We start from the raw sequence: 18959 nt of genomic DNA, 5'->3' as shown, positions 1-18959 counted from the left end.
CAGATCAGGCTGCTCGGTCAGGGACTCCAGAAGTATGTGGCGACAGCCTCAAGTGCTTCCTCAGGGGTGTTGATGCCCCTGGACGGGTTAAGGAACCTGGCAGCCAGGTTCTCTGGCTGTTGTTCCGGACGTTGCAGCAAGGATAGAGCAAATTGCTCCAGCCCGGCTTCCCGCGCTTCCTGGGCTTTATTACGCCGCTTGGGTTTAAACGGCAGGTAAAGGTCTTCCAGCCGTGCTTTGCTATCAGCTTGTCGTAGTGATCGCTCCAGCTCCGGTGTCAGGCATTCCTGACTGCGAATCTGCTCCAGTATGCTGTTGCGCCGCTGCTCCAGGGCCGTGCAGTACTCCAGCTGTTCGGCCAGGTGCCTAAGCTGGGTGTCATCCAGGCCACCAGTTGCTTCCTTGCGGTAGCGGGCGATAAAAGGAATGGTGGCGCCTTCTTCTATGAGTTTCAGGGTTGCGCTTATCTGGGTTGCAGGGATAGACAAGCGTGAGGCGAGCTGTTCAGTCAAATTCATAGTATAGGGCTGCTTTGGTTACTGTACTTGTAGGATTTGCATCTGATTGGTCTGGCCGTGTGCCCCGATGGCACTGCCGCGTGTCAATAGCACGAGGTCGCCGGTGTGAATGCGGCCATCAGCGAGTAGCCCAGCCAGGATAGCTTCATTGATACGGTTTTCTTCAATTGCAGTAACATCAAAGAAAATAGGCTGTACTCCACGGTACAATGCCATGCGCCTTAGTGTCCGGCTGTTACGAGTCAAAGCATAGATAGGAAGCCCTGAGCGAATACGCGACATCCACAAGGGAGTCGATCCAGATTCCGTCAGGCAGATAATGGCTGCAACGCCACTGAGCCCGTTTGCTGTATACATGGCTGAGCGTGCGATGGCCTGATCGATGCGCTCGCAAGGCGTGTCGGGAGAGGTGGGAACCGGACCGGATAACAGGTGTTTTTCTGCTCCCTGGCAGATGCGCGTCATAGCCTGAACCACTTCGCATGGATATTGGCCAGCGGCTGTTTCAGCCGAAAGCATCACGGCATCCGTGCCATCGAGTATGGCATTGGCAACGTCAAATACTTCAGCACGGGTTGGCATAGGACTGCTAATCATGGTTTCCATCATCTGCGTTGCAGTAATGACCACACGATTCAGCTCCCGCGCGCGGCGGATCAAGTGTTTCTGCACACCAATCAATTCGGCGTCACCTATTTCTACGCCCAAGTCACCCCGCGCCACCATCACGCCATCGGATGCGAGGATAATCTCATCCAGTACTGCCGGTGTGGCAACGGCTTCTGCGCGCTCAATTTTTGCAATGATTTCGGCATTGCTGCCACTTTCGTCCAGCAGGCGGCGCGCTTCATGCAGGTCATTGGCATTGCGCGGAAAGGACACCGCAACATAATCAAAATCCAGCTCAGCCGCTGTGCGAATATCAAAGCGGTCTTTGTCAGTCAGCGCGGCAGCTGACAGGCCACCGCCCAAACGGTTAATGCCTTTATTGTTTGAGAGCACTCCCCCAATGGTAACCTCTGTATGTATACGGCTGGCATCTATGTGTAATACCCGTAGTTGTAAACGACCATCGTCGAGCAGCAGAATATCACCCTCACAACAGTCTTCCGGCAGGGCTTTGTAGTCGATGCCGACCGACTGTTGGTTGCCCGCTAGCGGATCCATGCTGGCATCCAGAATAAATGCGTCGCCCTGTGCCAGTGTGATCTGTGTGTTTTCAAAGCGGGCAATACGTATTTTGGGTCCTTGAAGGTCGCCGAGAAGAGCAACCGGGGTACCGGTTTTGCGCGAGGCTTCCCTTACCTGTTCCACGCGCTGGCGGTGGTCAGCTGTGGTACCATGTGAAAAATTCAGCCTGAACATGTTGACGCCAGCTTTGAGGAGTTGTTCCGGCATGCCGTCCGGATCAGTAGAAGGGCCGAGTGTTGCGACAATTTTTGTACGTTTCAACATGTTCACTCCGGTTTGGTTCAGGTTTTCTAGTATACTTTGTGCTTACAGTATATCGTCTGCGCGTGGTTGAACCTATGCCGCGAAGACAGTAAATCCGGATGATTCATGAATTCATTGTCAAAGCCTGCCAAAACCGGCAATACGTTACGTGTGCTTATCATGCTCAGTGTGATGGCCGTGTTTGTCGTGCTGATGTTACAAACAGCTGCGATTAGCCGTAACCAGGCTGTTAATGAGCTGCAGCAGAAGACTGAAGCAGACCTTAATCGCTATATTATCACCGTGCAGCAAAAGCTGGACCGATTTAAAGATCTGCCTAAGCTACTCTCCACAAATCCGGATTTGCTAAGTGTGCTACCTCAGCCGGATAATGAGGATGATAACCGGCGCCTCAACCGTTTCCTGGAAGAAGTGAATGATATTATTGGTGCATCAGATACCTATTTGATGAATCGCAAGGGGGTTACGATTGCCGCCAGCAACTGGAACCTTGCGCGCTCTTTTATTGGCGGAAACTTCAGTTTCAGACCCTATTTTAATCAAGCAATAGCCGGTAGCTCTGGTAGTTACTTCGCCTTGGGCACAACATCGCACCAACGGGGTTATTTTTTCAGCTATCCAGTCTACCGTGACGCTGAAGTGGCAGGCGTTATTGTTGTGAAAATTGATTTAAATGATGTCGAGGCGCAGTGGAATGATCCGTTGCAAGACATTTTAGTCACGGATAATGATGATGTGGTATTTATATCAACGCGCCCTGAATGGAAATTTCGTACTCTGACACCTTTGGCACCACAGGATCAGCGCAGAGTGATGAACAGTTTGCGTTATGGCGATAACCCTCTCATACCGCTGGATATAAGCTATCGCGAACCCTTAACAGATCATGCTGAGTTGATCTCTCTGCAAGTGCGCGAGTCTGGCTCTCAGGCTGCCAGCGATGCCCATCAAGTACAAAACTATCTGTTGCTGACCCAGTCTCTTGCTGATGCTGGATTAAATGTATCCATGTTAGCGAGCATGAAGGTGGTAGATCAAAAGGTGATCACGGCCCTGGTGCAGGCCGCATTTGTCTATATTGCCCTGATATTGCTGATTTTGGTACTCCGGGTTCGCTATCGCCTGAAATCCCAGCAGCAGGATTTCCGTCAGCGTGAGCATAGAGCGCTGGAGGAGAGTGAGGCCAGAATACGTGCCATTATTGATCATACCCATGCCGGTTTGATTACTCTTGATGAAGCTGGATCTGTCCGCTACATGAACCCGACGGCTGAAAAACTGTTTGGGTGGTCTGCTGATGAAATACGTGGTCAGTACCTGAGCCCATTGTTTTCTGACACTGCTCGCGTCATTTGTTGGCGCTATATTATGGATGAAACGACCGATACCGCTGAGTTAACTACTGAAGTGGGTGCGTTGCGGCAGAATCAGCAGGTATTTCCGGTTGAGCTGACTATAGGGCGCATGTCAGTCGCTGGTGAAAAGCTATTTATGTTGACGATTCACGATATTACCGAGCGTAAGCTGTATGAGCAGAAACTCCGGGATGCAACTGAAGCGCTGGAGTATAGAGTTGAAGAGCGCACCAAAGATCTGGTGCAAACCAATGCACGCCTTGTTGAAGAAATGACGCTACACCGCAATACCCAGAACGAGCTGATACAAACCGCCAAGCTGGCTGTGTTGGGGCAGTTATCAGCCGGCATCAATCATGAGCTGAATCAGCCCTTACGGCGATCAGAAATTATGCTGATAATGCCATGGCTTTTCTGAAAACCGGCCGTATAGAGCCTGTTGCAAACAACCTCCAGGAAATTTCTGGGTTGACGGAGCGTATGGCGAAAATTATTCATCCTCTCAAAGAGTTTTCTCGCAAGAGCACTAACTGTATTGAGGCGGTGTCACTCCAGCAAATACGTGATGGTGTCATGTCCGTGATGTATGGGCGTTTCGAGAAGGAAGCCGTGAGCGTTTTCTGGCCGGAAGCGGTGGGGGAAATCTGGGTTATGGCTGACCGTTTACGTCTGGAACAGGTATTCGTTAACTTGTTGACCAATGCGTTACAGGCCGTTGCTGCACAGTCTGTTAAAGAAATACACATCAGTGTTGTCAAGATGCATGATCAGAGTGAAATTCGCGTGTTGGATAATGGGCCAGGTGTGCAGGACCCGGAGAGGGTGTTTGAGCCTTTTTATACTACGAAAAGCTCCGGGCAGGGTATAGGTCTGGGTTTGCCCATTTCTCAACGTATCATTGAGTCCTTTTACGGTGAGTTACGTGTTCGTAATCATGAAACCGCAGGAGCCGAGTTCCTTGTTCGCTTGCCTACGGCTCAGAAAAGCCCTATAGACTCGGCTGAACACAGATTAATCGTTAATTGAGAGATGCTATGACCGAAAATCAGGGTGCTAGCCCGGTATTGTTGATAGATGATGAAAAGCATATTCGTTTGGCGGCAGGGCAAACACTGGAGTTGGCTGGCTATGTTGTAAAGCTTATGGATAGCGCCGAAGGCGTTATAGCTGCCATGGATGAAAACTGGCCTGGGGTCGTAGTTACCGATATCAACATGCCGGGTATGGATGGTCTGGAGTTGATGAGCAGCATTCATGCTAAGGATCCGGATCTGCCTGTTATCCTGATTACAGGCCATGGTGATATTTCCATGGCTGTGAATGCAATACGTCAGGGTGCGTATGATTTTATTGAAAAACCCTTTGCGTCTGAGTTTCTTCTGGATGTGGTACGCCGTGCTCTGGATAAGCGTCGCCTGACCCTGGAAAACCGGCAGTTGCGAATCGAGCTCGAAGCACAAACAGCGCCTGGACCTAAAATTATTGGTAAGTCAGTGCAAATTCAGCAGTTGCGGCGATTAATGGCTGCCATTGCGGATACGGCTGCAGATATTTTAGTAATGGCTGAAACCGGTTGTGGTAAGGATTTATTGGCGCGCTTTATTCATGAGCACAGTCAGCGTCGGGAAAAAAACTTTGTAGCCATAAACTGCGGCGCTGTGCCTGAAGCATTGATTGAAAGTGAGCTGTTCGGTCATGAAGCTGGCGCCTTTACCGATGCCAGAAGCAAGCGTATCGGAAAGTTCGAATATGCCAATGGTGGTACCTTGTTTCTGGATGAAATCGAAAGCATGCCTGTCACCTTGCAGATTCGTCTGTTGCGCGTACTGGAAGAACGTAGCATTGAGCGTTTGGGTTCCAATCAAACTATTGATCTGGATCTGCGTGTGATTGCTGCTACCAAAGTGGATCTGCTGGATTTGTGTGAACGTGGCGGCTTTCGCGAAGATCTGTATTACCGGCTAAATGTGCTGCGTGTGGATATCCCCCCATTACGAGAGAGGCGTGAAGATATTCCGTTGCTGTTCCAGCACTTTGCTTTAGTCGCTTCAAATCAGTATGGACGTGAAGTGATGCCCTTGCCAGCAGAGCGGATGCACAGTTTGATGTTGCATGATTGGCCGGGTAATGTTCGGGAGTTACGCAATTTAGCTGAACGCTACATTCTTCTGGGGGAGAGCTGTACGTTTGACTTTGATAATCGGCCTATTACTTTGGACTTGCCAGGGCTGGGAATGACGCTGCCTGAACAGGTAGAACGATTTGAAAAAATGCTCATCCATACTGAGCTGGGCCGCCACGCTGGCTCCATCAAGGATACTTTGGAAACCCTTGGGCTGCCTCGCAAAACCCTGTATGACAAAATGCGGAAATATGGACTCGACAAAAGCCACTATAAATAAAACAGGCCGGTTAAAACCGGCCTGTCAGGGTAGATTCACATTGACCCGTGTTCAGAGCTTAAAGCGGGAAAGCATGCTCTCCAGTTCCTGAGCCAGGCTGGTTAGTTCAGTGGATACCTGACTAAGATGGCGCGCATGTTCCGAGCTGTCTTCTGAACTGTCATTAATGGCCAGGATATTACGCTCAATGCTGCTGGCCATATCGCTCTGTTCGCGTACAGCACCAGCCACTTCGTGGTTCATATCATTGATCCGACGGATTTCAGCCGCAATGGTGTTTAGGGCATTAGAGGTATTTTGTACCTGCTCAACACCTTGCCCTGCGCTGCTAAGTGATGTTTGCATCACCTGTACGGCATTTTTAGCATCCAGCTGCAGGCCGTCAATGATTTTATTAATCTCTTCGGTTGAAGCTTGTGTACGGCTGGCCAGAGTTCTGACTTCATCTGCAACCACGGCAAATCCACGTCCCTGCTCACCCGCTCGTGCCGCTTCAATAGCCGCGTTTAGCGCCAATAGGTTGGTTTGTTCGGCAATGTTTTTGATCACTTCCAGAACTGTACCAACATTTTGCGCCTGATCATCCAGCTTTTGAATTACATTAGTGGCTTCATCAATATTATGCCGCAGGGTTTCAATGGCCTGAATGGCCTGGGCGGTGATGCGTGTCCCTTCATCACTTTCGCGTAATGCCAGGTCAGAGGCTTCTACAGTTTGGGAAGAGCTGCTGGAAACGCTGCGTGTAGAGGCTTCCATCTGTTCAATAGCCGACGCCACAGAGCGAGTTTGATCCTGCTGATGCAGAACAGCCTGGGTGGTTTGGTTGGCAATATCATTAATACGTGTACTGGACCCTGAAAGCTTCAGTACAGTGCTGCTAACTTGTTTCAAACTGCGGTGCATATTGTCCAGCAGAGAGTTCATTGCACCAGACATTTTACCGATTTCATCATCGGAGTTGACACTGACCCGCAGGCTAAAATTATGCTCTTTTTCGATATCATGAAGCGTGTTGGCAAACTGATTGATAGGGCGGATAACAACACGGTTGAGTATATAGCCAATAACCAGAATACCAATGATGAATAGCACCAGTTCAACTAAGGCTACATTAATCATATTGGCACGAATAGTCTGGTTCATCTTATCCAGCGAATAGGTTACACGGACGGCGCCGATCACGGTTCCTTCCGGGTGCTGGTGGCATAGCATGCAATTGGTGCCTTTGTAATCAGGTACGGCTTTCATCGGTACGATCACGGTCAGGCGGTGACCATTACTGTCACGAACTTCTTCTATAATACGCTCACCACCCATAGCGCGCCTGTCCAGGTCATCCCTGACTACGGAGTCATCAGAGCCGGGTCCGTAAACTGAATTTAGTTCGGGGCTTCGCACAATGCGGGCTTCAGTAATGGATTCATTGCTGAGAACCCTTTGCTGTAGTTCTTGACGATTACCCATAGCTCCGCTCAGCATCAGAATGTTGATGCTGTCAAAATAGGAGTCAGCCGCGTCAATAGTCGTGGTTCGGGCAACATCGGCGACCAGCGATGATTCGCTACGGTAAATGACAGTCAGGGAGCTGAATAGCACCACCATGAAGACAATCAATAATGAGACGTTTACTTTGGTTTTGATTGACATGCAAATACGGCCCGTATCAAACGTTTATCGTTATAATTTCATTATATTTTAACTAGTGCTGCCAAGAATACCCTAAAGCCGGGTCGGTGTAACCTTTCTACAGCTAAACAGTGGTTTAGCGTTTGAATTTTAAAGTGGCGGATATCCACCCCTTACGTTTTTTTGCATGGGTGGATATCCGCACAAAAAAAACAATGTTGAGAGAGTGTAAATAATATAGTCACTATATAACAATGCCTTAGTATATTTGGCATGGAACCTGCTGTTTAATCGAGTTACAAGCCGACTGGCAACTGGCGCAAATAAGGCTAGAGTTAAGGTTTGAGTGCCAAAGTCAGAGGTTTAATTGAAATGGAACAGGTGGAATGAATGGTGAACTATAAAACGCTTCTGTTTGCGACAGACTTTTCTGAAGGCGCAGAAAAAGCTGTGGATCATGCCCGTACGCTTGCCGTACTCACGGGGGCAAGACTGCATCTGCTGCATATCATTACCGAGCTGTCAGACAAGCGTCGCAAGCGTGTCCCAGCGGATGTGATTGATACCTTTATCAGGGAGGTTACCAAACATGCCCATGAGGATATGCAATCCTTCTGTGACCGGCACTTTGCCGATACGCAGGCTCAGGGTTTTGAGTTAACCCATCAGGTGATCGTAGGGACTGGCTATGAAGACATTATTGATGAAGCAAGCCGTATTCAGGCTGATCTTATTATTATGGGTACCCATGGCCGAACCGGTATAGAGAAGGTGCTGGTAGGGTCTACAGCAGAGCGGGTTGTGCGTAATTCCATCACACCGGTATTAACTGTCAGAACCTGATTCACAGTGCTGAATAATGGGCTGATAGATCAGGTTATCCAGAGATATGAGTAACTGACAGGGTTACTTAAGTAAGTGCAAACTAAAACGACAACAAGCAATACAATCAGGAGAAATACAATAATGACTATTCTATCCAAAAAATCCCTCATTGCCGGTTGCCTTGGCGCTGTTATGGCGACAGGTGTGGCTTTTGCAGAAGAAGATCGCAGTGACTGGCCGAACAGCATCACTGTCGGTACTGCCAGCCAGGGCGGTACTTATTACATCTATGGTTCTGGTTGGGCCAATATGGTAGGTGAAGCGCTGGGTATTTCTGCGGGTGCAGAAGTTACCGGTGGTCCGGTACAGAATGCTACGCTGGTGCAGATGGGCGAGCATGCCTTTGGTATGGTTACCACGGGTCCTCTGGTTGAAGCGCTTGCCGGTAACAGTGCATTGGCTCCGGGTATGTCGCATGAGGATGTGCGTGCCGTGTTCCCTATGTATCAGACAACCTTGCAGATCATTTCACTGAAGAGTTCCGGTATCGACTCCGTTGCTGATCTGGATGGTAAAACCGTGGGTGTAGGCCCTGCTGGCGGCACGGCTGATATGTATCATCCGCAGCTGTTTGAACGACTGGGCCTGAACGTCACAACCCGTAATGGCGGTGCATCTGATCAGGCTGGTCAGTTGCAGGATGGTCTTATCGATGCGTTTGCGTTTGCGGCCGGTATGCCTATCTCGGCATTCAACCAGCTGGAAGCTCAGGTTGATGTGAATATATTCTCCTATTCTCCAGAAAACATCGAACTCATTGCGGCCGATTACCCTGAACTAAGTGCAGGTGTTATTCCGGCGTCAGTGTATTCGTCAATGGACGAAGATAAATCAGCCTTGTCGCTGTGGAACTTTGCCATTACCCATAAAGATATGCCTGAATCTCTGGTTTATGGCGTAACTAAAACCGTAATGGAAAATAACGAGCGCATGCTGCAGATCCATGGTGCTGCAAAAGAAACCATTCCTGAAAACTACAAGTACAACACTATTGTGCCGTGGCATGCCGGTGCAGCTCGTTGGTTTGAAGAAAATGGCTATGATATTCCGGCCGATATGAAAGACTAATAGTCCATCGTCGGAATTGTTTGCGCAGGGCCGGTTGTCAGCCTGGCCCTGTTTTCTATGCCTTAATGTAGGTCTTCATATCATGACAGATAAAACTTCGGCATCTGCAGATGCTGCAGCTGAAAAAATCGGCGCTGAAGGCGTAGCCGATGCCCCTCTGGGTCATAATGAGCGGGATTTAAGCGGTGTCGTGGCTAAGGTGATTTTTTTCACCTGTGTCTTCTATACGCTGCTGCACCTATATGCACTCAATATTTCTCCGATCGAGACCTGGGCATTCCGTATTATTCACGTAGCGGGTGGCCTGGTGGTGGGTTTTGCACTGATTGCAGCCTACACGCTTGATCGACACAAAAAACCTGTGCCTCTATCGCTGCTGCAGCGAGCTGTTATGGTACCGGTATCCTTGGCTGTGTTGCTGTCTGCCGCAGGAATAACCTATGCGTGGCTGAGCCGTGAGTTTACCGGGCAGATGCCGCCAAACTGGTTATTACCCCAGATTGCCTGGCTGCTGGCCATTGGAACCTTGGCAGCGATAGTTTCCAGTTGGGTGTGGAAGTCTGCGGATAATGAACGCATTAACTGGGCTGATTGGATGTTGATGCTGGCTGCCATTGTTGTTGCTGCCTATCTGCTTTTTGTGCTGAATCGTTGGCGCATGGCAGCAGGCACACCGATGGTGGGGCAAACGGAGTTTCTGGTAGCGCTGGCGGGTGTTGCGCTGATTATGGAGCTGACGCGTCGTGTGGCGGGTTTGGCGCTCATCATCATTACGGCTGTATTTTTGGCATATGCCTTTGCCGGACCTTTCTTGCCAGGCATCCTTGAGCATCGTGGCTACTCGGTACAGCGCTTTTTTACCTATATTTACACCGATAACGGTATTCTGGGGCCAACGACCGCAGTTTCCTCTACCTACATCATTCTGTTTATCACCTTTGCTGCTTTCCTGCAGGCCTCTCGTGTCGGTGACTACTTCGTTAACTTTGCCTTCGCGGCGGCCGGTCGAGCTCGTGGTGGTCCTGCTAAAGTGGCGGTGTTTGCATCCGGTTTGATGGGGATGATCAACGGCACATCAGCTGGTAACGTAGTCGCTACAGGTAGTCTGACTATCCCACTGATGAAAAAAGTGGGTTACCACCCACGCAGTGCTGCAGGTATCGAGGCGGCTGCCTCTACCGGTGGACAAATCGTGCCGCCGATCATGGGGGCGGGTGCCTTTATTATGGCTGAGGTGACCGGTATTCCCTATACCGAAATCGCCATAGCCGCCTTGATTCCGGCCGCGCTCTACTTCCTGTCTATCTATTTTATGGTGGATCTGGAAGCACGCCGTGAAGGCATGTCCGGGTTAACTAAAGACCAGTTACCCGTATTCAAGGAAATGATCAAACAGGTCTACCTGTTTCTGCCAATCATTATTCTGGTATCGACGCTGTTTATGGGCTACTCAGTTATCCGTGCCGGTACCCTGGCAATGGCGAGTGCGGCGGTAGTATCCTGGTTTACCCCCTATCGTATGGGGCCTAAAGCTTTACTGGAAGCGCTGTCATTGGGCGCTCGAATGGCGGTTCCATTGATTGCAGTATGTGCCTGCGCGGGTATTATTGTCGGTGTCATCAGTTTGACTGGTGTCGGTGCACGATTTGCTTCCATGCTGCTGAACATTGCTGATGCCAGTCATCTGTTGGCGCTGTTCTTTGCCATGTGTATCAGTATCCTGCTGGGTATGGGCATGCCGACTACGGCCGCCTATGCTGTGGCGGCTTCTGTGGTGGCACCGGGTCTGCAGCAGATCGGTATTCCGCCGTTGGTAGCGCACTTCTTCGTGTTCTACTACGCGGTACTGTCAGCCATAACGCCGCCAGTAGCACTCGCGGGTTATGCGGCTGCCGCTATATCGGGTACGGATCCACTGAAAACGGCGATGACTTCGTTCAAGTTTGGCCTGGCCGCCTTTATTGTGCCGTTCATGTTCTTCTACAGTCCCGCACTGTTGATGGATGGAACCTGGGGCGAAATACTTGGGGTCTTTGTCACGGCTGGTGTTGGTATCTACCTTCTGGCTGCCGCGATTCAGGGATGGTTCCTGAATGGGCGGGTTAATCTGGTACAGCGTTGTCTGTTACTGGTCGCGGCACTGGCCATGATTGCTGGTGGTTTGATGACAGATGTGGTTGGTCTGGGTCTGAGTGCGCTGGTACTGGTGTGGCAGTTAGCCATGCGTAAAAAGGCCGCTGCCTGATAGCTTCTCTGATCGGCTGACTTTAACCGGTCTATACATAAAAAAGGCGCTTCTTTGAAGCGCCTTTTTTGTCGGAATATACAGGCTGAAAGCTGTTATGCCCCGTGTACTAACCCAAAAATAGCCGATAAGCCTCGTTGTCAGTTTCTTCCCAGTAGCTGTAGCCAATATCATCGAGGAAAACAGGCACCTGATCACGCTCATTTTCCGGAACCTGCATACCTAGCAGTACACGGCCATAAGCGGCGCCATGGTTGCGGTAGTGAAACATGGAAATGTTCCAGCGGCCACCCAGCTTGCTTAGAAACAGCATCAAAGCACCAGGGCGTTCCGGAAACTCAAAACGATAGATAACTTCATTGTCCACACTGGCAGGGGCGTGACCACCGACCATATAGCGAATATGAATTTTGGCCATTTCATTATCGGTAAGATCCACCACATCCACTTCATGTTTGATCAGTGTTTCCAGCAGGTCTTTGCGGCCATCGTTGCCGGGTTTGATTTGAATGCCAGCAAACACGATGGCTTCCTTATCATCGCCGTAACGGTAGTTGAATTCAGTAATATTGCGTTTGCCTAGTGCTGTGCAAAACTTCTTAAAACTACCGGGATGTTCGGGTATCCGCGCAGCAATGATCGCTTCACGTTTTTCACCCAGTTCAGAACGTTCGGCAATGTGACGCAAGCGATCAAAGTTAACATTAGCACCGGAATCTATGGCTACCAGTGTCTGCTTCTTGGCATTGGTTTGTTCTACATACTTTTTCAGGCCCGCGACACCGAGGGCGCCGGCTGGCTCGCAGACCGAGCGGGTATCATCAAAAATATCTTTTACCGCGGCACAGATTTCATCAGTTGTAACGGTAATCACTTCATCGACGAACTGCTTGGCCAGTTCAAAGGTGTGTTCACCGATACGCGCCACGGCAACGCCATCAGCAAATAAACCTACCTGTGGTAAGGTAACTCGTTCACCGGCATCCAGTGCGGCTTTCAGACAGGCAGCATCTTCCGGTTCAACACCAATAATGCGGGTTTCCGGACGCAGATATTTTGCATAGACTGAAATACCCGCAATCAGGCCTCCACCGCCCACCGGCACAAAAATAGCGTCAATCGGCGCACTGTGTTGGCGTAATATCTCCATGGCAATGGTGCCTTGACCGGCAATAATGTCGGGGTCATCAAACGGCGGGATGTAGGTCATCCCTTTCTCTACCATCAGTTTGCGTGCTTGTGCCTGCGCTTCGTCAAAGGTGTCACCATGCAACACAACTTGCCCACCGCGCGCTTTAACGCTGCTGACTTTAATATCCGGCGTTGTTTTTGGCATCACAATAACGGCTCTAACCCCCATCGCCTTGGCCGACATGGCCAGTCCCTGGGCATGATTGCCAGCTGAGGCGGTAATCACACCAGCGGCTTTTTCGGCGTCACTGAGTTGTGCCATGCGGTTGTAGGCACCTCTGAGTTTGAACGAAAAAACTGGCTGCAGGTCTTCGCGTTTAAGCAAAACGCGGTTGCCGAGGCGGACCGAAAGTGAGGGTGCTTCATCCAGCGGGGTTTCGATGGCTACATCGTAAACACGCGCTTCAAGAATTTTTTTGATATATCTGTGTGCCATAGCGGAAGAGTAAGCCAAGATAGTCTGAAAATTTAACGGATACTGATGGTATCGGCTATGTGTGCTAACGTCTATAAGCTAAAGGCTGTGAGGCGTATAATTGCATAATCTAATCATGTTAACGCAGGTGAAAATAATGAATCAGGATGAAATGAAGCGGGCCGTTGCCATCGCCGCTGTCGATATGATCCGGCCCCGACTGGAAAAAGAGACTGTTATTGGTGTTGGCACTGGATCAACCGCCAACTTTTTTATCGATGCCTTGGCACGCTGCCGTGATGAGTTTGCCGGTGCAGTGGCCAGCTCGGAAGCCACAGCGGCACGCTTGCGCCAGCATGATATTGAAGTCTTTGATCTCAATAGCGTTTCTCAGCTGGAATTCTATATCGATGGCGCTGATGAATTTGACCCGTATTTTAATCTGATCAAAGGCGGCGGTGCGGCGCTGACGCGTGAAAAAATCGTGGCGGCGGTAGCTAAAACTTTTATCTGTATCGTGGATGAAAGCAAACAGGTGGATGTGCTCGGCAGTTTTCCGCTACCGGTGGAAGTCATCCCTATGGCACGCTCTTATGTCGGTCGGCAACTCGCCGGACTGGAGGGGCAGCCGGTCTACCGTGACGGTGTTGTGACCGATAATGGCAATATTATTATCGATCTGCATGATGTGGATATCCTTGATCCAAAAGCCTTTGAGCGTCATCTGAATAACATCGTTGGTGTAGTGACCAATGGCCTGTTTGCCAATCGTGGCGCGGATGTCATTCTGATGGGAACGCCTCAGGGTGTAGTCACCCTGAAACCTGATTGATCGTCAGCCTGTTCGCAATAGCCGGTAACACTGGGGAAGCGTCAATTGGCGTCGCATCAATGCACCACTGAGGGTGAAAAAACCTGTTGATGCGACCGGCAGTAAAATCCACATCAGCGGATGCAGATCCGGTTCCAGCTTTAGCAGGTATAGATAGAGTAAGGCCAGGGTGGCCTCAGCTGTCAATACGGCCAGTATTCCGCACACCAGTCCCAATAACATTAACTCCAGCAGATCCAGTTGTTGGGTTTGGCGTGCGCTGGCACCCAGGGTTTGCAGCAACGCGCTTTCATAACGGCGCTGATCCAGTGCTTGCCTGAGGGTCAGTAGCATCAGTAGCGCCCCGCAGAAGAGTGTCAGCGACAGTATTAAGGCGGAGCTGTCCCCGAGTCGTTGTATCCAGGTGGCAATCTGCTGCAGTAACTGGTCTATATCGATCAGTGTCAGCGATGGAAACTCGCGCACCAGTTGTGTAGCCAGCGCATTCTGATCTGGCGTGAGCCTGAAGCTGGTAATAAAGGTGGCCGGCATTTCCTGCAGGGCGGCCTGATTGAAAATAACGTAAAAGTTAGGCTGGAAAGAAGCCCACTCTACCTCGCGTAAGCTGGTGATGCGTGCCTCAACGGTTAAACCGCCCAGGTCAAAACCTAAACGATCACCCGGGATGAGCCCCAACTCTTCTGCCATTTCACGCTCTACTGAAATTTCAGCATCCGGGGTATCCCTTGTCCACCAGTTGCCAGCGACCAGACGATTATGGCCTGGCGGATGGTTGCTCCAACTAAGATTGAGCTCACGATTAAGGGTGTTGTGTTCCAATTGTTCAGGATTCATTTGTTCACGAATCGGGTCACCGTTCAGTGTCGCAATGCGGCCTCTGATCATGGGATAGAGTTGACTGTTGATCCCCTCCTGTTGCAGGAAGGCTTGCAGGGGTTCGGTTTGCCAGGGCTGAATATTCACTACGAAGTAGTTTGCGTCTCATCAGGAATCTGAGCTTGCCAGTCTGCTAACAGGTCAGTGCGGCTGATCCATACCAGGCTAAGCAGGGTCATTAGCAGAATGACAACACCTGCCTGTAAACGGTGCCAGCGCTTTTGTTGTTCAAGACGCATCAAGAGTAAACGCCCAAGTAGCAGTTTGTTCGCCAGCGGACGAGTCAACAAACGCAAGCTGCGCTGCGCTATCCAGCCGAATACGGCTCCACCGATTAAAATTAGCAGCAACAGGGTTAAGGCGGCCAGCGGGGCTTCCAGAAAAGTGAGCAAGGCCGCGGCTAACAGTGCGAAGCAGACCAGTTGGATGGATACAGCACGCTTGTCTGAAGCGCTGACCTCATCCCGGAACAACGAAGACACCGCCACCCGTGACAGTTGCAGCACCGGCGGCAGGCCCAGCAGGATCAGTAGCGAGAAACCCATGGCGCTGCCGCTGAGATAGCGCCAGGCTGTTGGCTGGGGGAGCTGCTCAGGCAGCAGTTCGTTTAGCCAGCTTAGAATCAACTGTTCCAGTAGTACGCCGGTTAGTGTGCCTAGCAGCGATAGAGCTAACCAGGCAATCAACAGTTGGCAGAGGTAAAGTCTGATCAGGTCGTTAGCACTCATGCCCAGGCTGAGGAGTAAGGCGCAGCGTTTGTGTTGGCCATTACTGAAACGCCGCAGGCTGAGAAAAATGGTCAGTGCGGCCAGCAGCAGCGCAATCAGCGCTGTGAGTTTTAGATAACTGAGTGCGCTGCCAAGAGCGGCCCCTGTCATTGGCTGATCAGCTCGGAGACTGAACAGCTGTTCATCAGAGGACAAAGAATCCTGTAGCTGGATCTCAAATTGTTCCAGTACGTCAGCCGGTCCTGCCATGAGTAAACGAAATTGCGCACGACTACCGGGGGCGAGAATGCCGGTGGCATCGAGATCATCACTGTGCATCACCAGTTGCGGACTGAAACTGCGAAAACCTGTACCGCGGTCGGGCGAGCTGAGCATTTCAGCGCCAATACGTAACTCGCTGTAACCCAGTGTGATGCTGTCACCGCGCGCCAGCCCAAGCTGAGATAGAATTCGGGCCTCAACCCAGACTTCACCCGGCGGCGGCATCTGCGTTAACTGTTCCGGCTGTGTTCGTATCTGCCTCTCAGGGGGTAGGGTGGCGTTGCGGCGCGAACCGAGACCAGCATCATCTCTTTATCTACATGGATCATACTTGGAAACTGCGCCACTTCAGTGGTTTCCAGACCGGCATTGCGTGCCAGCTCCAGGCGTTCGGGATTGATTGGTCGCTGGCTGCTGAGTACCAGATCGGCACCTAGCATAGCGGCACTTTCGCGTAACAGACCACGCTCAAGACGGTCGCCAAGTAGTGACAGTAGTGTTGCCAGTGCGATGGCGATCCAGGTGGCGAACAGCAGCGCACGCCATTCTGTAGTGCGTAACTGAGTGCCTAACTGACGTAATAACAGAAGCCGAAATCCTTTCATGTGGTTTTCTCATGCAGTTGTCCGGCATGCAGCGTCACACAGCGCTCACAGCGTGCGGCTAGTTCCTGGTCATGGGTGATCAGGATCAGCGTGGTATTTTCCTTGGCATTCAGGGCGAATAGCTGCTCAATAATCTGATGTCCGGTTTCTTCATCCAGGTTGCCGGTTGGCTCATCGGCAAATAGCAGTGCGGGGCGGGTGGCAAAGGCGCGTGCAATGGCGACGCGTTGCTGTTCACCACCAGAGAGTTGCGCCGGGTAGTGCTGCATTCGCTCGGCTAAGCCTACTTCAGTTAACCAATGGCGAGCTTTTTGGTCAGCCTCTTTGTCTGATCGAATTTCCAGTGCCAGACGTACATTGTCCAACGCCGTCAGTTCAGGAAGTAAATGAAACGATTGGAAAATAAAACTGATATAACGGGCACGCTGATCCGCGCGGGTTTTATCATCCATGTCGCTGAGAGAACGTCCAACCAGTTTAATCTGGCCCTCACTGGGTTGGTCGAGTCCGGCAAGCAGACTTAATAAGGTGGATTTTCCCGCCCCTGAACGGCCAACGATGGCGAGTGTCTGGCCGGCGTGAATAGTGAGGTTTAAATCGCTGAACAGGTTCAGGCGTTGTGCTTGTGCCGGGAACCATTTTGCGACATTCTGTGCCTCAAGAATAATTTCATCAGAGTTCAGGAGCGTCATGCGTTATCTCATTTCCTTGGTTTTATTCGTATCAGCTTCAGTTAGCGCAAATACCCTGCTGGTCGTCGGTGACAGCTTGTCAGCTGCTTACGGTATTTCACCCGAGCAAGGCTGGGTAGCTTTGTTGGATGAGCGCTTGCAGGCAACTGATACAGATTATCAGGTAATCAACGCCAGTGTCAGTGGTGAAACAACCAGCGGTGGGCTGACGCGCTTGCCTGCATTGCTGTCACAGCACCGGCCGGACATCGTAGTGATTGAGCTGGGTGCTAACGATGCCTTACGAGGGCTGTCGGTTGCAGTTATACGTAAAAATCTCAAATCACTGGTAGAGCAGAGTCTGGATGCAGGAAGCCAGGTGCTACTTATCGGTATACGTATACCACCGAATTACGGACCTCAGTATACCGAAGCTTTCTTTAACCTGTATGCTGAAATAGCAGACCAGTATGCGGTGCCCAGAGTTCCCTTTTTGCTTGAAAATGTTGCACTGGACTGGAATCTGATGCAGTCTGATGGGCATCATCCCAATGCGGCGGCACAGCCACTGATTCTGGACAATGTCTGGCCTTATCTGGAACCGCTGCTGATGCTTGGCGCGGATGGCACCTAATCTCTTGGTATTATGGATTTCTTAGTATGAAAACACCGGCTTCACTTATCCGGACAGGCAGTCTGCTGACAGCCATGTTTCTGGTTTCGGCTTGCAGTAACATACAGGTTCCCGGCTTTGGCCGAAGTGCTCCTGAGCCCACAGCATCAGCAGCAACAGCGCAAGTGACGGAGCCACCCTTAATTACATCACTGGACTGGTCGCCAAATTACACTCAGCCTATCCGTTATCTGGAAACGCAGTTGCGTGAACAGTCTGATGAGCGGGAGATGGGGCGTACCATCACCAATATTGCCTATCTATATGATGCGCAACTCTATGTGCTGTTTCATGAGTTCCTCGACTATTTGCCCGATATGGCGAGAGTAAGAGAAATCGATGAGCAGAATACCTGGCTGGATACACGTCAGGAAGCGGTCAGTGAAGCCTTTAACCGTAATGGTGGCGGTGATGTTGGCTCTTATCATGCCGCCGATATGTTTATCGCTCAGACGCGTCAGCGTATGAGTCTGATTGAACAGCGCCTGGCGGGTGTCAAGATTGAGTAATCAGCTTCCATAGAGGTTGCTGACTGGCTCGGTACTTACGCTCAAATGCGGATACGGCAGGGCTGTCAGCCTCTATGGGCTCGATCAGGCTGTGGATGCCATAGGCGGCTAGTCCGGTCTGAAGTTCCTGCAAATAAATTTTCCAGTTGCTGCGCGCTTCAAGCTGCTTGCTCAGAGTGACCATAGCCGGAAATACTGGGTGTGCATGGAAGCGGCGGCTTAACTGAGAGGGTTTTGGATAGGGGTTGGGGTAGAAGAGAAAATGTCTGTCGGGCTGCCAGCCGGCCGAGGCCGCAAGACGCCAGAAGTCTACCAGATCAGTACGTAGCAGTAGCGCATTAGCAGGCAAGTCAGGACGCTGACGCTGCAGGCGATGTACAGACCGGTCAAGGCCCATGACCAGGTGATCCGGATGCTGCTCAGCCAGAAAACGTGTAGAGTCACCGACACCACAGCCTGAATCCAGAATTAGCGGTCCGCCATGCGCAAGCCATTGCTGCTCTGCCTGCTGGAAAGCACGCTGATTAAAGTCGGCGATTGGTTTTTGAAATTGATGTTTGCGGTGGCGCTCCACCAACTGCAAAAGCTCTGGGTGGCAGTCCTGCTGTGCAGAAGTTACCTGTCTGGAGTTACCTGTCATCATA

General features: G+C 50.9%; 18 protein-coding genes. 9 read left to right on the top strand and 9 right to left on the bottom strand.

Features of this window, described 5'->3' with window-relative positions; all coding sequences use genetic code 11:
- Positions 1–17 precede the first annotated feature (17 nt).
- Together LH51_RS17635 and pyk are read right to left on the bottom strand one after the other, a co-directional pair.
- Positions 18–518, bottom strand: coding sequence for a Tex-like N-terminal domain-containing protein (locus tag LH51_RS17635; RefSeq protein WP_036524791.1), 501 nt, complete (start codon positions 516–518; stop codon positions 18–20).
- A gap of 18 nt (positions 519–536) precedes the next feature.
- The gene (pyk, locus tag LH51_RS17630) at positions 537–1973 is read right to left on the bottom strand and encodes a pyruvate kinase (RefSeq protein ID WP_036524789.1); all 1437 of its coding nucleotides are present in this window, start codon (positions 1971–1973) and stop codon (positions 537–539) included.
- 105 nt (positions 1974–2078) lie between these two features.
- Here pyk and LH51_RS17625 point away from each other — a divergent pair, with 105 nt between their 5' ends.
- From LH51_RS17625 to LH51_RS17620, 3 genes are read left to right on the top strand one after another with little or no spacing between them, the layout of a single operon-like run.
- The gene (locus tag LH51_RS17625) at positions 2079–3746 is read left to right on the top strand and encodes a PAS domain S-box protein (protein ID WP_235263813.1); all 1668 of its coding nucleotides are present in this window, start codon (positions 2079–2081) and stop codon (positions 3744–3746) included.
- Positions 3734–4354 carry a sensor histidine kinase gene (locus tag LH51_RS23145; protein ID WP_235263812.1) on the top strand — a complete coding sequence of 207 codons (621 nt, stop codon included), beginning with the start codon at positions 3734–3736 and terminating at the stop codon, positions 4352–4354. Before LH51_RS17625 ends, LH51_RS23145 begins: the two co-directional genes overlap by 13 nt.
- A gap of 8 nt (positions 4355–4362) precedes the next feature.
- Positions 4363–5730 (top strand): sigma-54-dependent transcriptional regulator, encoded by a 1368-nt coding sequence (locus LH51_RS17620; RefSeq protein WP_036524787.1) that lies wholly within the window; start codon positions 4363–4365, stop codon positions 5728–5730.
- Between the two features lie 51 nt (positions 5731–5781).
- Here the strand turns inward: LH51_RS17620 and LH51_RS17615 are convergent, their stop codons facing one another.
- Positions 5782–7377 (bottom strand): methyl-accepting chemotaxis protein, encoded by a 1596-nt coding sequence (locus LH51_RS17615; protein WP_036524785.1) that lies wholly within the window; start codon positions 7375–7377, stop codon positions 5782–5784.
- Positions 7378–7746: 369 nt separating this feature from the next.
- On the opposite strand from LH51_RS17615, the gene LH51_RS17610 reads away from it, so the two are divergent.
- From LH51_RS17610 to LH51_RS17600, 3 genes are all read left to right on the top strand, one after another.
- Complete coding sequence (locus LH51_RS17610) at positions 7747–8199, top strand: universal stress protein (RefSeq protein WP_036524783.1); 453 nt, start codon at positions 7747–7749, stop codon at positions 8197–8199.
- 123 nt (positions 8200–8322) lie between these two features.
- Positions 8323–9309 carry a TAXI family TRAP transporter solute-binding subunit gene (locus tag LH51_RS17605; protein WP_036524781.1) on the top strand — a complete coding sequence of 329 codons (987 nt, stop codon included), beginning with the start codon at positions 8323–8325 and terminating at the stop codon, positions 9307–9309.
- An 82-nt stretch (positions 9310–9391) separates the two neighbouring features.
- Complete coding sequence (locus LH51_RS17600) at positions 9392–11554, top strand: TRAP transporter permease (protein WP_036524779.1); 2163 nt, start codon at positions 9392–9394, stop codon at positions 11552–11554.
- Between the two features lie 109 nt (positions 11555–11663).
- Here the strand turns inward: LH51_RS17600 and ilvA are convergent, their stop codons facing one another.
- Positions 11664–13181 carry a threonine ammonia-lyase, biosynthetic gene (gene ilvA, locus LH51_RS17595; protein WP_036524776.1) on the bottom strand — a complete coding sequence of 506 codons (1518 nt, stop codon included), beginning with the start codon at positions 13179–13181 and terminating at the stop codon, positions 11664–11666.
- A gap of 136 nt (positions 13182–13317) precedes the next feature.
- On the opposite strand from ilvA, the gene rpiA reads away from it, so the two are divergent.
- Positions 13318–13992 carry a ribose-5-phosphate isomerase RpiA gene (rpiA, locus tag LH51_RS17590; protein ID WP_036524774.1) on the top strand — a complete coding sequence of 225 codons (675 nt, stop codon included), beginning with the start codon at positions 13318–13320 and terminating at the stop codon, positions 13990–13992.
- A 3-nt stretch (positions 13993–13995) separates the two neighbouring features.
- On the opposite strand, the gene LH51_RS17585 is transcribed toward rpiA, so the two are convergent.
- From LH51_RS17585 to LH51_RS17570, 4 genes are read right to left on the bottom strand one after another with little or no spacing between them, the layout of a single operon-like run.
- Positions 13996–14955, bottom strand: a complete 960-nt coding sequence (locus LH51_RS17585) for an ABC transporter permease (RefSeq protein WP_036524772.1) — start codon at positions 14953–14955, stop codon at positions 13996–13998.
- A complete protein-coding gene (locus LH51_RS17580; protein WP_036524770.1) occupies positions 14955–16082 on the bottom strand; it encodes an FtsX-like permease family protein in 1128 nt (375 codons plus the stop codon). The genes LH51_RS17585 and LH51_RS17580 overlap by 1 nt, the downstream gene beginning before the upstream one ends.
- Positions 16083–16087: 5 nt before the next feature.
- Positions 16088–16462, bottom strand: coding sequence for a hypothetical protein (locus tag LH51_RS17575; RefSeq protein ID WP_036524768.1), 375 nt, complete (start codon positions 16460–16462; stop codon positions 16088–16090).
- Positions 16459–17154, bottom strand: coding sequence for an ABC transporter ATP-binding protein (locus LH51_RS17570; RefSeq protein ID WP_036524766.1), 696 nt, complete (start codon positions 17152–17154; stop codon positions 16459–16461). The genes LH51_RS17575 and LH51_RS17570 overlap by 4 nt, the downstream gene beginning before the upstream one ends.
- Between LH51_RS17570 and LH51_RS17565 the strand changes: the two genes are divergently transcribed.
- Together LH51_RS17565 and LH51_RS17560 are read left to right on the top strand one after the other, a co-directional pair.
- Positions 17153–17767, top strand: coding sequence for an arylesterase (locus LH51_RS17565; RefSeq protein ID WP_036524762.1), 615 nt, complete (start codon positions 17153–17155; stop codon positions 17765–17767). The genes LH51_RS17570 and LH51_RS17565 overlap by 2 nt on opposite strands.
- A 26-nt stretch (positions 17768–17793) precedes the next feature.
- Positions 17794–18315, top strand: coding sequence for a hypothetical protein (locus tag LH51_RS17560; protein WP_036524759.1), 522 nt, complete (start codon positions 17794–17796; stop codon positions 18313–18315).
- Here LH51_RS17560 and trmB read toward each other — a convergent pair.
- Entirely contained in the window at positions 18302–18958 is a 657-nt protein-coding gene (trmB, locus tag LH51_RS17555) for a tRNA (guanine(46)-N(7))-methyltransferase TrmB (protein WP_235263811.1), read from the bottom strand. The two genes, LH51_RS17560 and trmB, sit on opposite strands and share 14 nt — an antisense overlap.
- Position 18959 lies beyond the last annotated feature (1 nt).

Origin of the sequence: Nitrincola sp. A-D6 (assembly GCF_000764495.1) — a bacterium.
Lineage (GTDB): Bacteria > Pseudomonadota > Gammaproteobacteria > Pseudomonadales > Balneatricaceae > Nitrincola.
This window is presented reverse-complemented; position numbering and strand designations above follow the sequence as displayed.

Coding starts and splice junctions, on each gene's coding strand:
- LH51_RS17635 (WP_036524791.1), bottom strand. CDS start 518: ATGAATTTGACTGAACAGCTCGCCTCACGCTTGTCTATCCCTGCAACC.
- pyk (WP_036524789.1), bottom strand. CDS start 1,973: ATGTTGAAACGTACAAAAATTGTCGCAACACTCGGCCCTTCTACTGAT.
- LH51_RS17625 (WP_235263813.1), top strand. CDS start 2,079: ATGAATTCATTGTCAAAGCCTGCCAAAACCGGCAATACGTTACGTGTG.
- LH51_RS23145 (WP_235263812.1), top strand. CDS start 3,734: ATGGCTTTTCTGAAAACCGGCCGTATAGAGCCTGTTGCAAACAACCTC.
- LH51_RS17620 (WP_036524787.1), top strand. CDS start 4,363: ATGACCGAAAATCAGGGTGCTAGCCCGGTATTGTTGATAGATGATGAA.
- LH51_RS17615 (WP_036524785.1), bottom strand. CDS start 7,377: ATGTCAATCAAAACCAAAGTAAACGTCTCATTATTGATTGTCTTCATG.
- LH51_RS17610 (WP_036524783.1), top strand. CDS start 7,747: ATGGTGAACTATAAAACGCTTCTGTTTGCGACAGACTTTTCTGAAGGC.
- LH51_RS17605 (WP_036524781.1), top strand. CDS start 8,323: ATGACTATTCTATCCAAAAAATCCCTCATTGCCGGTTGCCTTGGCGCT.
- LH51_RS17600 (WP_036524779.1), top strand. CDS start 9,392: ATGACAGATAAAACTTCGGCATCTGCAGATGCTGCAGCTGAAAAAATC.
- ilvA (WP_036524776.1), bottom strand. CDS start 13,181: ATGGCACACAGATATATCAAAAAAATTCTTGAAGCGCGTGTTTACGAT.
- rpiA (WP_036524774.1), top strand. CDS start 13,318: ATGAATCAGGATGAAATGAAGCGGGCCGTTGCCATCGCCGCTGTCGAT.
- LH51_RS17580 (WP_036524770.1), bottom strand. CDS start 16,082: ATGCCGCCGCCGGGTGAAGTCTGGGTTGAGGCCCGAATTCTATCTCAG.
- LH51_RS17575 (WP_036524768.1), bottom strand. CDS start 16,462: ATGAAAGGATTTCGGCTTCTGTTATTACGTCAGTTAGGCACTCAGTTA.
- LH51_RS17565 (WP_036524762.1), top strand. CDS start 17,153: ATGCGTTATCTCATTTCCTTGGTTTTATTCGTATCAGCTTCAGTTAGC.
- LH51_RS17570 (WP_036524766.1), bottom strand. CDS start 17,154: ATGACGCTCCTGAACTCTGATGAAATTATTCTTGAGGCACAGAATGTC.
- LH51_RS17560 (WP_036524759.1), top strand. CDS start 17,794: ATGAAAACACCGGCTTCACTTATCCGGACAGGCAGTCTGCTGACAGCC.
- trmB (WP_235263811.1), bottom strand. CDS start 18,958: ATGATGACAGGTAACTCCAGACAGGTAACTTCTGCACAGCAGGACTGC.